We start from the raw sequence: 15,070 nt of genomic DNA on the forward strand, positions 1-15,070 counted from the left end.
TTTGCTTTTGAAAATTAATGACTTTTGAAATATAGTAAAAAAGAGGGACCGTATGGCCCCTCCGAAAAGCTAAACTATACTAATAGCCAGTATTTTGATTCATGTTCGGATTTTCTACTACTTCTTTTTCCGGCAAGGGAAAATTGATGTTGTCGTCCTGAAAACTAAAATCGGGCAATAGTGATTGGAAATCCAGTGATTTTAAATCAATTTCACCTGCCATGTGGCGACGTCTTAAATCCCACCAACGATGTCCTTCTTCAAAAGCCAGTTCGAGTCTGCGTTCCTCAAAAACCCATTCCAAAACAACATCTGCATCGCTTTCAGAAATATCTTTATCTTCCGGAATGGAAGACGGAGTTTCGTCCTCTGTGGAGTTTCTCGCCCTTTCCCGTATTTCGTTAATGATTGAGATTGCTTCACTCAAATTTTCTCCGGAGCGAACTATGGCTTCCGCTTTTAAAAGAAGGATATCGGCATAGCGTAAAATTCGTGGATTATTTATACTGACTTCATTTCCTTCACCTCCCCAACCTGCTGCATAGGCTGTGTTCTTTATGTATTTCTTTACATTTAAAGCTTCTTCGGCATCAGCACTCAAATTATAGTCTTTTCTGGGATCGCCTTCTTCATATGCATTTCTTATTGAACTTGTTGCTGTATAATATGAATTTCCAATCCACGATGGTTTTTGTGTGAAAAAACCGTAGTAAGCAGCAATTTCGCCAATAACAGCAAATGCGTCGTTTCCGCCTGCACCCCCAACAAATGGGTTCACATTTCCGGGTGAGGAATTTGCCTGATATTCGAAAAGAGACTCTTCATTGTTTTCATAAGAAACATCAAAATTCTGACTGTAAACAGGAGTGAGACTCATTCCGCTTAGCATATTAAAATCTGAAATTGCAGCCGTAAAATCTTCATTGGTATTGTTTACCGATCCCCGAAATACCAAACATTTTCCCCGGAGACCAAGTGCGGAGTTTTTGGTTACACGGCCTTTCATTTCAGCAGACCAGCTATCAGGCAGTAATTGTGCGGCTTCCTGCAGATCAATAATCGCCTGATCCAACAACTCTGTCCCCTGAGAATTTGGAGGATAAGCGTTTTCGATATTTACAATACGTTCGGTGATCAAAGGTGCAGTTCCAAAAGCATTCCAGAGCTGCAAGTACATGTAAGCTCTTAGAAATAAAGCTTCTCCTTTGTGGTAATCCTTTAATTCGGGCTGGTTTGAATAAGCAAAATCACCGTTTTCCTCAATTTTCTGAAGCATTGTATTTGCCCTTGCAATCAGTTGATATGCAAAATCGTAAAAAAGACTTAACTGACCATTACTTCCGTTTAACCCTGAAAAATTTTCCAATGCGTAGTTTGCACTTGTAGTTAAATCATCGCCTGGTAAATGCCATACCGGAGCAACATTGTTGTTTTGCCCTCCCCTAAAAGCGTAGAAAAACGATAATTTCTGATAAACTCCCATAATGGCCTCTTCCATTTGGGTTTCGTTCTGAAAATAAGAACCTTCAGTGTTTCCAATAGGGACCAGGTCGATTGTTGATTCGTCGCAGGAAATCAGTGAGATTATAAAAATCAACAGTAAACTAAATGATACTTTTATATTTTTCATTTTGGTATTCATATTTGTTGTTAGAAACTTAAATTAACACCCAACGAGAAGGTAGTTGGTGTGGAAATATCTTCCGGATCGAGATCGGAATACGGTGATATGACAAAAATATTTGATCCGGAAACATAGCAACGCAAGTTGTTTAATCCGATTTTTTCAATTACGTTTCCTGAAAAGTTATAGCCAATCTGGAAATTTTGAAAACGCAGGAATCCGGCGTCTTCTACGTGGCGATCAGAAATCCGGTTGTTGCCTGCAGGGTCGCTTTGTACTGCTCTTGGAATTGAACTGCCCGGATTTGTTTCTGTCCAGCGGTTTTTATAGTCCGAAACAAAATTACTGCCAAAGCCGCTGATACTCTGTTTTCCAAGTGTATTTATTCTCTGAACATCGCCAACACCACGAAAGTCGAGATTGAGATCCCAATTCTTATAGTCGAAATTTAAGCTGATACCATAGTAGTATCCCGGAATGGTTTTTCCCAAGTAGGTTTGGTCGTAGGCATCAATTTTTCCATCGGGTTCTTTGTGTACATAACTTCCTTCCGGATCAGCATCAGTCGGAGCGCCGTGGATGTCTTTAAAAATGATATCGCCCGGAGATTTTTGTGCATCGTGACCGGCATCGGAAATTTGAGACTGATATTCTTCAACTTCCTGTGTGGTTTGAAAAATGCCGTCGGTTTTGTAGCCATAAATATAATTGATCGAATACCCTTCTTCAATCCTGCTATTTCCGTCTGTACTTGGCTGGCCGTTATATAACTTTTTAACAACATTTTTTACTGTTGTAAGGTTGGCTGAAATATTGTATCCAATTTCACCCACTTTATCGGAGTAGGTTGCCTGGAATTCAAAACCTTTATTTTCCACTTTTGCCAGGTTAACCACCGGACTATTTAAAGCCCCGATAACTTTTGGGATACTAATTGTTTGTAAAATACCATCTGTCAGGCGGTTGTAATATTCTGCTGTAAAAGAAAGCTTGTTATCCAGTAAAATTGCATCAAACCCAAAATTGGATGTGGTAACTGTTTCCCAACTCATATCTTCAATGGGGAAATCGCCAAGTGCAGAAGCCGGATAAATAATACCTTCACCGTCGTCGTCTCCGCTTCCAAAACCTGCTTTCGGGTTCATATTAACCAGCGAAAGAAAGGCATAATCACGTGTTTCCTGGTTTCCGGTTTGTCCCCATCCGGCGCGAATTTTAAGGTCGTCGAGCCATTCAAATCCCTCCATAAATTTTTCGGAAGAAATTCGCCAGGCTGCTGCAAAAGACGGAAAAGTTCCCCATTTGTAACCAGGGCCAAACTTTGAGGTTCCATCGCGTCTTACAGTGGCGTCAATATAATATCTGCTGTCGAAATTATAACTCAACCTTCCCATGTAACCTTGTAACCCCGACAAGTTTCTTTCATAAAAGAGTCCTTTGTTTTCGTTTGGCCAGCCTTCTTCAATGCGGCGTTGTTCCCAGTCGGTAATTGGAGACTCGCCGTCGATTGACATTTGCGTATTGTTCCATTTTACCTGCTGATCCATAACATTAAGGATGAGGTCGAAATTGTGTTTCCCAAAGCTGTTGTTGTATCCAATCAAAAATTCCTTTACAATATTGATATTTTCATTAACCCTTTTCCCAAAAGTATTTCCTGTACTTTTGGGATAAACAGTTCCCCGGGCTACCTCATATAAACCGCGTTCCATTTCCGAATAGCTTTCTCTGGCATTTGTATAATAGTCGAAGCTTACTGTTCCTTTTATGCGCAAACCGGGGAGCGGAGAAAGCTCTGCATAAACAGTTCCGAGGTTTCTTAACAGATCTCGTTTGCTTTTATTAAACTCTGCTGTTCCTAAAAAATTTGTCCGGGTGGCTGCACCGTATCCGTAAGAATAGAATGTACCATTTATATCCCTTCCCGGAACCGCATATCCGTACGGATTGCTCTCATCGTAAACCGGTTGCCACGGGACGCCAAACATGGCTGATGATAAACTGGTACCGGATTTCGAGTCGGTTTTTGTGTAAATAAAACGGTACGATTCGCCAATTTTTAACCATTTTGTAAGTTGATGGTCAGAATTAAAAAATAATGAATAACGATCGAATACATTATAAAACATCGCATTCTCCTGATTTGAATATCCTGCTCCTGCTGCATAAGTTGAGGTTTGGTTGCCTCCCGATACTGAAATATTGTAATCCTGAATCGGAGCGTTTTCAACCCGGGCTGCGTCTACCCAGTCGTTGGTGCAATTTTTACTGTTACCCATATAATATTCAGAAGAAGAATCGAACAGCGGGAAATATTGGTCTGTTGTGTATGCCGGATTGTTGTCCTTCGCCTCCAGGCTCCAGTTGATATAATCCTGAATACTTGCCATATCGTATTTTTTATAAATATTTTGAATACCATATTTGGCCGAGACTTCAACCCGTGCTTTTCCTTCTTTTCCCCGTTTTGTTGTGATCAGAATTACACCATTTGATGCCCGCACACCATAAATGGCAGTTGCTGATGCATCTTTTAAAACTGAAATTGACTCAATGTCATTTGGGTTGATCATTGAAAATACGTTAACCGAACCTCGTAAATCCTGGTCGCGACTGTCTGATGAAGCAGCACCACCTTCCGTTAAAGGAATTCCGTCGATTACATATAAAGGGTCATTGTATCCAAGTGTGCTTACCCCCCGAATTCGGATGGTTGGTCTGGCTGTTGGGTCACTACCAGGGTTACTGATGTACACCCCTGCCATTTTTCCCTGCATAGCCAGTTCAGGCGATAAAGAGTTTTGTTTTGTTATTTCCGATGAGTTGATTTGAGAAACTGCTCCGGTTAGATCCTTTTTTTGGCGGGTTCCGTAACCAATTACCACAACCTCTTCAACACCAATCGCATCTTCCTCAAGCGTAACATTTAAAGTAGTTCGGTTATTTACCTGAATTTCCTGAGTTTTCATTCCAACAAAAGAAAACAACAGAATATCGTTTCCTGCTGCATGAAGTGTGTAAAATCCATCAATATTTGTAACGGTGCCGTTTGTTGTACCCTTAACCACTACCGAAACTCCCGGAAGCGGATCTCCATCATTACCCGTAACAGTTCCAGAGATTTGAAGTTGTTGGGAGCCTGATATGAAATTTGCATTATCGCCTTTGTTATACAATGCAATTTGTCTTCCGATAACCTGGTATTCAATATTGGTTCCTTCAAGAATTTTGTTGAGAATTTCAAATACAGTCTGGTTTTTTACATCGAGCGAGACTCTTTTGTCTACATTCACTTTTTCGTTGTAAAAGAAACGGAATTCGCTTTGATTTTCAACCTGTTCCAATACATCTTCAATTGCCTGGTTGTTTAATTGCAGCGTAAGCCGGGTAGATTGTGCATAAGTATCGACTGCCATTACAGAAACAATCGAAATCATAAACAATAACACAGTGATTTTCATTTTCATAAGAAATTGACGGTATGGTAAAATTCCATACCTGGTTTGAATTTTTTTCATAAATTTGTTTTTGAAGTTTTGACTAATTTTATTTCAGAATTGGTCTGTAAAAGGTGGAAATGGCGGTTTCCACCTTTTTTCTGTTTAAGAAGAATTTTTATCCGACATTTTTACATTCATAATGGTTCAATTTTATTGTTAATATTTTAGTTAGTGGCTGAGATACTTAAAATTCGGGTGTCACGATCAAATGAATACTGAATCGGCGTAGTAACTTTAATGAGTTCAAGTACTTCGCTAAAACTTTCGAGTTCTATTGTTCCATTGTATCTCAGCTTTTTAATCTCTTCACCTTTGAGTTCGATATTTACATTGTACCATCTTTCCAAGCGGGTTGCAATATTTTCAAGCGGTTCGTCTCTAAAGATTAATTTTCCATCTTTCCATGACGTGTAAATTTCTGTTTCAACTTTGTGGGTAAGCATTTTATTTTGATGAAATGTTACCTGCGTACCCGGTTTTAAAGTAACCTGATTATTTTTATTTCTGTATTGTATTGAGCCGTTTACAAGTGTTGTGACAAATGGTTCTCCATCGTATGCTTTTACATCAAACTCGGTTCCCAGAACTTCAATCTCCCCAAAATTTCCGGAAACGATAAAAGGATGTGAATTGTGCGTTACCTTAAAATAGGCCTCGCCTTTTAGTGTAACCTCCCTTGTGTTGGAAAACCGGCTTGGATAGCTGATTGAAGAACCGGAGTTTAACCAAATCTCTGTTCCGTCGGAAAGTGAAAAATGAGTTTTTCCTCCGTAAGGTGTACTTATATTTTGAGTAACAATATCGTTTTGTATTTGCTTTGGATAGAAAAAGATACTGAAAATGAATCCCAGGATAAGAACAGCTGCCACTGCTGAAATAATTTGGTAAATTCGTACTGTCCGTTTTGGATTGTTTTCTTTTAACGCAATTTTGTGGTGAATCAGGTTTAGTAAGTTTTGGTCTGGTGAAATAATATCGGGTTTGGTAAGAACATCTTTCCAGGTTTCACGCATCAATCCGTCAATAAAAACATCATTTTCTTTTTTATCGATAAAATTCTTTACCTCGTTGTATTCTTCCGAAGTACATGAATTGGAAATGTATTTTTTAAATTTTTGATGCATTGAATTATTTTTAACAAGTGTAATACGTAGGATTTTATATCAACCCCTGCCCGGGAGATAAAAAAAATTAAAAATCTGGAGGTTTTTTTTGGAAAAGGTAAAACTATAGGAAGAGTGAAATATAAAGAATAACTATGGTTTCGAAGCTTTTCATGTGTTTTTTAATAAACTTTAACGCATGTCGTATATGGTCTTCTACTGTTTTTATCGAAATATCAAGTTTTTCTGCTATTTCTGCGTGTGAGAGTCCATCTTGTCTGCTAAGCTTAAAAATTATTTTTCTTTTTTCAGGTAGCTGATCAATAATATCTTCGAGTTTACCTTTTATCTCTTTATATTCAATATCAGTAATTTCGGTTGTTTGTTCAGTACTTGCAATTTCTTTGAGGCGGCTTTCGAATTCGTGGTTTTTGCTTTTTATCCTGAAGTAAGAAATAATATGGTTTTTGGTAATGGTGAACAGGTAGGAATTAAAAGTGTCAACACTTTTTATCTTCTGCCTGTTAAGCCAAAGTTTTACAAAAACTTCCTGTAAAATATCATTTATGTCATCGTCAACTTTTAGAAAACTTTTCGCAAAGGCATAAAGTTTTGGATAATAATAATTATAAATTTCATCCAGAGCATTTTTGTCACCTCCGGAGAGTTTTGTTATAATTTTATTTAAACTTTTGTCTTTGTGAACCATAGTGAAATTGATTGTCAAATATACAAAAAGTAGAATTAGACAAGCTACTGCTGATTGTTTTCAGGAAATTTGTGGCTAAAATTTATTGCTCCGTATTGTTAATTTTTGCGTTCTTGTTTTACGGCTCAGCGAAAAAAATAAGATGATATTTTAATCCACGCTCAAAATGTTATTTTTGTCCCATTATTCGTGAAACTCAAATTTTAATATTTGTTGGTTGAACGAATTCCGATGGTTGAATACGTCGGGACGAATGAATTTAACATTTCGATGTTTTTGTCGTTAATAGAAGAATTCCGAATTTGATGCCTTTTCAGTTCTGCTGTGAGGTAGTTCATTTCAAAAGCGAAATAATGGATAAAACATTTGCAAAAACCAATTATCAGTTACAATCTGTAAAGACAGGGAAAATATTTAATGATAGTGGCTGGCTGCTGGATGCCCCTGGAGAAATCGAACCAACATTAATCAGGGCCGTGTATGAAAAAAAACAGCTTGAGGTAAAAGATGAGTCGTGGGGACTTTACAAATTCGCCGATTGGTTACCCATTAGCCGGACTTTGGTGGGTTCTTCAGCACCGGTTACCTATAAGAGCGAAGGACTGGCTGCTGAACTTGGTTTGAAAAATCTTTGGATAACATTTAGCGGATACTGGCCCGAAAAAGGTGCAACAATAAAAACAGGTTCTTTTAAAGAAACCGAAGCTTACTCGGTTTGCGGCAGAATGACTCCTGAAATGGATAAAGTTCTGGTTGTTGCTTCAGCCGGAAATACATCCCGGGCGTTTGCGAAAGTTTGTTCCGAGAATAATATTCCGCTTATTATCTGTGTTCCTGAAGATAATATTGGTGCGTTGTGGTTTGATGAGCCCATTAATGACTGTGTAAAGCTGATTTGCAGCCGGTCAGGTTCAGACTATTTTGATGCGATTCATCTGTCAAATATTGTTGCGGGAATGGAGCACTTTATCCCGGAAGGAGGAGCAAAAAATGTGGCACGCCGCGACGGAATGGCTACCACTGTACTTTCAGCAGTAACTACCATCGGTGAGATCCCTGATTATTATTTTCAGGCGGTGGGAAGTGGAACAGGTGCTATTGCTGCCTGGGAAGCAAACCTCCGTTTACTTGAGGATGGCCGGTTTGGGAACAATAAGATGAAACTTATGGTTTCGCAAAATACACCGTTTATTCCATTATATGATGCATGGAAAGCTGATTCAAGGGCTATGTTACCTTTGGTTGATCATGTGGCGCGAAAACAGGTAGAAGAAATTGATGCAAAAGTATTGTCGAACAGGAAACCGCCCTATCCGATTTTTGGTGGATTGTATGATGCGTTGAAGGAAACAGGTGGCGATGTTTTGCTGGCAACCAACCAGGAAGCAAGGGATGCTGGCCAAATTTTTCTCGAAAAGGAAGGGAATGATATTCACCCGGCAGCAGCAGTTGCAACGGCAACGCTTGTGTCATCCGTTAAAAACGGAACAGTTGGTAAAAACGATTTAATCATGTTAAATATCACAGGTGGCGGTGAGCATAGGTTTAAACAGGAAAAGAAAATTTATCATCTGGAACCTGAGATTGTTTTTGATATTGATCCCAACCCGGAGGATGTTATAGAAAAGGTAGATGCACTTTTTAAACATCAGTCAGACTTACATCTTTCTGAAAAACCATAATAAAAGCAAAGCTATTGATAATGAAACCAGGATGTTTATTCTGGTTTTTTTATTTTCAACAGGCGAATTGAAATAAGGACAACACTTTAAATATTTAATAGAAATCGTGGTTCCAGGTCCGGTTTTTAAAAATACCGGAGAACCGACCTTTTGTCCGGTTCCTGAATATGTTTCTCCGTTTACCACAAATTCGTAGGCAAATTCATAAGTATATTGATTTCGGATGGTTTCATCCCTTTCTCCGTATTCCTGCCTGAAACTGGTGAGTGTAGCCTGTTTGTCTTCTCCAAACAACACAAGCGTCAGCAAAAACAATGAATAAATTGTAAATAGTAAACCAATGCTAAAAATAAGCCATTTGCCAAATTTATTTTTATGTTTACTACGATTCATTGAAAATCATTTTTGTTTTATTCAAAGTAACACTAAATATCTTTTGTAAACTATAAAATGATATACTAAATTTACGAAGAGAATTGCTGTTTTTTATTATTTACTTGCAATGACCTTATGAAAAAAATAATCCTCGTCCTAACTTTCCTCGTTTTATCTCTATTTGTTACTCAGGCTCAGGAAAAAGTGTACGAATTTCCCATTGAAGGGAACAGTTCAAAAGTGCTTAAAATTACGGTGAAAGGAGACATTGGTAAATGGAAAATACGCGATCAGTTTGTGTGGACACTTACTTTTACAAACTTAAATTTTAGCGATGCCAATAAAGGATATTCTGCTGCAGGTGGCGAAATACTTGTACTTGGTGAAAAACCTATGGTCGACTTTAATTATGTAAAGGAGAACTATCCAATAGTTGTTACAAATGTTTCAGACCAATTTAACTTAAATGGTATTAAATGCGAACATTTTGCATACATCGGATTGTTAAAGGAGGAATCGCGTGTGCCGCCAAACGGAGACTGGGAAATTACCGGTACAGTAGGAAGTTATCAGGAGATTTTTAATTTCAGGGTGCCGGGATATCCGCACGAAATCAGTATTCGGATAAACGGAAATGGTTATCATGAAGGGGATACTGAATCTACACAATTGCCACAAATGCGGCAGGTAGTGTTGGATTTTGTCAAGAAGCTGCATTTTAGTGTGGGTGAACCAGCCGGAGGAGAAGCTCAATCGTCAGAAGATGTTGGAGAAATTGCTTCTGAAAATGAAGAAGGAGAAGATGTGCCTTGGGAAGTGGTAATAGGGCTAATTGGCGCTGGTGGTGCAGCTGCCCTGGCAAGAAAATTATTCAGGAAAAAACCTGTTGCAAAATCAAAATCAAGAGAAAAAACAACACAGAAACAAAAGGAGGAAAAGGAACAAGTAAAATATATTCTAAACCTGAACAAAGAGAATTTTAAAATTTCAGCTGAAAAACCAGAGATTTTGGAAGCAGTTGTTTATAAAATAACATCCAAAAGTAAGCGAAAATACCCCGCTCAAATCAGGATAATAAATTCAGAAAAAACGTTACAGATTACACCAAATCAGGCAACCGGAAGTTTATCTGCACAGTTGATTTTAAAAGATAAACCTCAAAATAAGGGATTTAACATTACAGTTCAGGCCATTGCTGAAGGAAAGGAATTTCAAAAAAATGTACGGATTCAGACAGAGGGTGAACAACGGATTACTTTAGAAACGTTACCAAATAACAAGCGCTCTCTCAGGCCTGATACTTATCAGATTATTACAATCAGCGCCCAGGTTTTAGATGAAAACGACAAGCCACTCCCCGAACTTAGTGAGCAAATCAGATTCAAACCGCAAAGCGATTGGATTGATATTTCGGAGCCGGTGCTTGAAGATTCAGTAATTTTGATTAACATGGGATGCACCAATCCAAATCCGAACAAACAAACAAGCAATGTTCCCGATTCTGTATTCTTAACCCTTTATATGGACGATGTTCCCGAAGGTGAACCACCTTTGCAACATGATTTGGAAATAAAACTGCTCGATTGTAAGCTGGATACTGAAATAGAGGAAGCTACCTTTCCTGTTTCAGATGAAATGAGCGAAATTAGTTTTGATGTTTATATAGAAAATGCCGGAGAAGAAAAAGGCTGGAATTTTAGTGGTGAATACAGGCTTGGCATTGATCCTACAGATCCTCTCACAACCATTGAAATTCAGAAAAAAGGAGAATTCCGGGCATCGGTCATACTTTCCGGGCCGCTGATGAAACCAGGCGAGGGAGAATCGGTAATCAGCAAAACACTTGTTATTTCTGCTGCACAGGGCGACGAAAAACCACTGGAACGCCATTTGAATATTATGGTTTCGCAGGAAGGACTGATTGTAAAACACGGTGTTAATAAAAACAATGAAATTCATATTCTTGCCGATAAGCCTTTTGAGGAAAATCTGGATATTGCACTTTATCGTTTTAATAAACAAACCAACCAGGTAATAGCAGATAAAAGCGGGTTGGCTGAAATTCAATTTGAATTACAAAATGAGGAAGCTGAAATAATTAACCTGGCGAGTGTCCTTCAACCCGAATTTGAATTTTCTGGTCTGGTTACCAATATTCCTTACGGGCGATATCATTTTTCCACAAAAGAAGATATTCCGGGAACCGGTGACGTTTACACGCTGAATTATTTGGTTAAAGCAGATTCAGGAGATTCAGAAAAACCGGAGTTGTTTGAAAAAAATCTTAGCATTAAGGTTAAAACTTATGGAATAGGCAAAGAGTTCCCCGACTGGGTAAAAGCCTACGAAGAATGCAAATATGTAATAAATAATTATGTTCCTGCCGGCGATGCGAGGAATAAATTACATGATATTCTGGAATTACGGAAAATGACTCTTGGCGCCGAAGGACTCACCGAATTACGAAATCGCATCTGGAAAGTAGCTTCCAACCTCATTCTTGCTGAAGGTGCTGAAGGATACAAATCGGTAGAGGTGTGGGCCAATGCCATTACCACAACATTGGAATGGACAGAATGGGCAGGCGACATTGCTTTCAATGCACTGGCTGCCTTTTACCTTAAAGGAATGGGTGCAACTGCCGCCGGCATGATAAAAGCAAAAATGATTGAAGCCCTCAATTTCTATATTTATGAACCGGAAAAAGGCTGGGATGTTTTTGCTTCGAGACAGCTCGACAGTATTATGCCTCTACTTTTGAATACTGCGAAAGGAAGAATCTTAAGCATCGAAAATATTGAACTCGTGGTGAAAAACAACCGCGTTTTGGCCTGGACTATTTTTATCAGTTGTGAATTTTTATTCAATCTGTACCAGACAAAGTCAGTAGTTGAAGCAGCAAAAATTACCGGACGGCAACTGGCGGAAGAGTTCATCATGCGAAAAATTACGACACAACTTCATCGTGAAGCATTGAAAAGAAATTACGAGGTAATTACTCCTGATGAAGTGTTGAATGACATGATGCAAAAAGTAAAAACAGTTGACGGAGAGGAAGTAATTGATCAGAAAAAACTGCTCGAAATTATGCGAGATCCGGCAAAAGTACGGACCATTGAAAATCATGGAACCCCGAAAATGAAGGAAATATTTATTCGCTCGCGAAAAAAAATATATGCTGAACACGATGCGCGTTTAAAAGAATATTTATCGGAAACTTACCATCTCAAACCGGACGAAATAAAGATTGATGAATTCAGGACACCGGGCAAAGAGAATAGTTCCGTGAATACTGACCGTGATTACCGTATACTCCGAAAGGTGAAAGGCGCCGATGGTAATGGAAAATGGATTGAAGTGCAAAGAGACAACTGGCTCAAAAAATCGTATGAAATTTTTGGCGATGTTACCGGGAAGCCTGATGGAATTGACGATTTGGAGTGGGCTGAAAAACACCAGCAACGTGGTACCGACCGTTTTGATGCAGAATCAAGCAAAGATAATTCCGATCATGTGTTTAACCCGGAAACCGGAGAAATGGATATTAATCCTTCAAATATTACAAAAGTAAAAGAAGGAAAAACTACGTTGTACGATGCCGAAGAAACCGGGAAAATGTATAAAACAAAAGTTGATAATGCCATCAATGGTGGTTCGGAGTCAGAAGCATTTGCACAGGCTCAAAAAGCTGTAAAAACATTGAAAGGCGCACGAAAAGGTTACGAAAGTCAGGATTTAAAAATCAAACAGATCCCTGAAAAACTGGAAAAGGCAATGAAAATTATTGAGGATGCCCATGTGGATGTAAATGCCAGCCCTGACTATATTCAAAACCTGAATAAAAAGTTGAATGATTTGCACTATTCAAACATACAACATGTGGCAAAAGACATGCAAAAATCATTTGGAGAGCTAAAGAAATTTAATACAAAAAACCCGGCGGACAGCGCTTTTAAATAATTCGAAAAACTATGGCATTTTGTACAAATTGCGGTCAGCAACTAATCACCCGGGCGAAATTTTGCCCTGCCTGCGGAACAAAAATTCTTGCCACACAAAGCCAGGCATATACTTCAGGGTATAAAGAAAAAATGGTTAAAGGCGTTGAACAGCAACTGAAAAGCAGCATGAGAAGCAAGGCAACTTCTTCTTTTCAGAAAAATGCTTCGCAATGGGTTGAAAAAGGAAAAACAGTTGCTGAGAAAACCAGAAATAATGTAAAGCCAAAAAGCAAATCAAACCCGGCAGTTGAAAACGATGTTTCGGGAGGTGTTACTATTTGGACATGGCTTTACCTCATTGTAAACATTATACTGGTAATTCAGGGTTACCACATTAACGAAGTACTTGGAATTCTGCTTTTCTCGGTGATTGTTCTGGTAATAGCTTTTACGAGAAAGAAAAAAGCAAAACCCTATAGCTGGCTGGTAAAAATTATTGTTGTAATCCAATTGGTTTTCCTGGCTGCATTAATTTACCAGCGCGTAATGGCACAAAACTTTACATTTACCGCACTGCTCTTTGCTGCTTTATTTTTTGTCGATTTTAAACTTCTTTTTAACGGAAATAAAAACTAAAATATGGCTAAACTTTGTACAAACTGTGGAACACAACTTGCTGATGACGACCTGTTTTGCCTGAATTGTGGGATAAAACAACCGGAACCCAAAATAGAAGAAGAACCAGTAGTTAAGCAACCGTCTCTTGAACAGAAAAAGGAAGAACTTATTTCGATGGAAGGGAATATCGATTTTCAAAAAATTAATCGCAAACTAAAAGTTAAAAACAGCCAACGAAAGCCGGTTACAGTTTCGCTGATGATTCTTTTGATTGCTTTTGTGCTTGTTGTTCTCACATTTACAGAAGGAAGTCCTTTATATGGCGTTTTTGCCGTCACCTTAATCGGAATTTTTGCTGCTGTTACAGGACTCACAGTTGCACTTGTTTTCAGAAGCCGGGCAAAAAAAATGGATACTTTGATTTCGGGCGAGAATGTAATAGCAAGTTGGCAACTCAGTTATAAGCAAAAATCAGATTATGTCGATTTCCTGTTTAAAAATGAAAAATCAAAAAACAAAGCGATTTTAGGAATTACTACAATTTTGATTGTGCTTGTTTTCGGAGGATTCATTTTATTTATTGATGAAGGAAAAGGCGCCATGTTTTTGGTTATGCTGGCTCTTATTGCACTTGTTGCTTTTTTTGCACTTGTTATGCCGACTTACTACCGTTCAAAAAATAAAAATTCTGATGGGATGGTTTTACTCGGTCAAAAATACGCATATATAAATGGTTTTTTTCACAACTGGGATTTTCCACTTTCAGGTATTCAAAAAGTGAAAATTATTGAAAAACCCTTTCACGGACTTTTTATTCAGTATTATTATTACGACCGGACATTCAAAAATACAGAAGAGCTTAATATTCCTGCTCCTGCAGAATTGGATTTAAAAAGTGTTACAGTTCGTTTAAAAACAAAATAAATGGCCTATTCCCCGAAGATTCAAGACCAGGCTTTTAACAAATACAAGGAAAATACAAAAAAGTGGAGATTTTTATTTTCCCTGATAATTGCAGCGCTTGCAATTGTTGGTTTTTATATCTACGGAGAAACAAGCAATGAAATGGATAATCCGGAGGCATTGCAAATTGGATTGGGAATTGGCTTGATGTTTTTGGTGATTGGTTTTTTTTCAGGGAAATCAAAAAAATACAATAAAACCTGGGACGGTGTGGTAATTGACAAAAAAGAAAAAAAGACCAAAAAAGATATTGGCTACCCGGGAGTGAAGGCCGAACGTTATGTTTATACCGTGCTTATAAAAACAGAAAATGGTTTGATTCGTGAAATAAGGGACGAAGACGACGATACTGTTTTTAATTATTACAAGATTGGCGACAAAGTACGGCATCACGGTGGGTTAAATTCGTACGAAAAGTTTGATAAATCCGGAGACGATATCGTTTTTTGTAACGCCTGTGCATTTTTACACGATATTAAGGAAGACATTTGCAGAAACTGTGGTTGCCCTCTGCTAAAGTAGTTTTGCTTTTTTTATTTACAAATCTCAGGTATT

The 15,070-nt window shown here is 38.2% G+C and carries 10 protein-coding genes; 5 read left to right on the plus strand and 5 right to left on the minus strand.

Annotated features, from left to right (window positions below):
- Positions 1-79: 79 nt before the first annotated feature.
- From K5G00_RS07810 to K5G00_RS07825, 4 genes are all read right to left on the minus strand, one after another.
- Positions 80-1,630, minus strand: a complete 1,551-nt coding sequence (locus K5G00_RS07810) for a RagB/SusD family nutrient uptake outer membrane protein (RefSeq protein WP_238765580.1) — start codon at positions 1,628-1,630, stop codon at positions 80-82.
- 20 nt (positions 1,631-1,650) lie between these two features.
- Entirely contained in the window at positions 1,651-5,142 is a 3,492-nt protein-coding gene (locus tag K5G00_RS07815) for a TonB-dependent receptor (protein WP_238765581.1), read from the minus strand.
- 146 nt (positions 5,143-5,288) lie between these two features.
- Positions 5,289-6,248, minus strand: a complete 960-nt coding sequence (locus tag K5G00_RS07820) for a FecR family protein (RefSeq protein WP_238765582.1) — start codon at positions 6,246-6,248, stop codon at positions 5,289-5,291.
- A gap of 103 nt (positions 6,249-6,351) precedes the next feature.
- Positions 6,352-6,936 carry an RNA polymerase sigma-70 factor gene (locus K5G00_RS07825; protein WP_238765583.1) on the minus strand — a complete coding sequence of 195 codons (585 nt, stop codon included), beginning with the start codon at positions 6,934-6,936 and terminating at the stop codon, positions 6,352-6,354.
- Positions 6,937-7,289: 353 nt separating this feature from the next.
- On the opposite strand from K5G00_RS07825, the gene K5G00_RS07830 reads away from it, so the two are divergent.
- Positions 7,290-8,618: a cysteate synthase gene (locus K5G00_RS07830; protein WP_238765584.1), complete on the plus strand. Its 1,329-nt coding sequence runs from the start codon at positions 7,290-7,292 to the stop codon at positions 8,616-8,618.
- On the opposite strand, the gene K5G00_RS07835 is transcribed toward K5G00_RS07830, so the two are convergent.
- Complete coding sequence (locus K5G00_RS07835; RefSeq protein ID WP_238765585.1) at positions 8,595-9,011, minus strand: hypothetical protein; 417 nt, start codon at positions 9,009-9,011, stop codon at positions 8,595-8,597. The two genes, K5G00_RS07830 and K5G00_RS07835, sit on opposite strands and share 24 nt — an antisense overlap.
- Before the next feature lie 117 nt (positions 9,012-9,128).
- Here K5G00_RS07835 and K5G00_RS07840 point away from each other — a divergent pair, with 117 nt between their 5' ends.
- From K5G00_RS07840 to K5G00_RS07855, 4 genes are read left to right on the plus strand one after another with little or no spacing between them, the layout of a single operon-like run.
- Positions 9,129-12,953 carry a hypothetical protein gene (locus K5G00_RS07840; RefSeq protein ID WP_238765586.1) on the plus strand — a complete coding sequence of 1,275 codons (3,825 nt, stop codon included), beginning with the start codon at positions 9,129-9,131 and terminating at the stop codon, positions 12,951-12,953.
- Between the two features lie 11 nt (positions 12,954-12,964).
- Complete coding sequence (locus K5G00_RS07845) at positions 12,965-13,570, plus strand: zinc ribbon domain-containing protein (RefSeq protein WP_238765587.1); 606 nt, start codon at positions 12,965-12,967, stop codon at positions 13,568-13,570.
- 3 nt (positions 13,571-13,573) lie between these two features.
- Positions 13,574-14,476 (plus strand): zinc-ribbon domain-containing protein, encoded by a 903-nt coding sequence (locus K5G00_RS07850; protein WP_238765588.1) that lies wholly within the window; start codon positions 13,574-13,576, stop codon positions 14,474-14,476.
- A complete protein-coding gene (locus K5G00_RS07855) occupies positions 14,477-15,037 on the plus strand; it encodes a hypothetical protein (RefSeq protein ID WP_238765589.1) in 561 nt (186 codons plus the stop codon). It begins immediately after the preceding gene.
- The last annotated feature ends 33 nt before the right edge of the window (positions 15,038-15,070 follow it).

The sequence above is a fragment of the Maribellus maritimus genome (genome assembly GCF_022267315.1).
GTDB lineage: Bacteria > Bacteroidota > Bacteroidia > Bacteroidales > Prolixibacteraceae > Draconibacterium > Draconibacterium maritimum.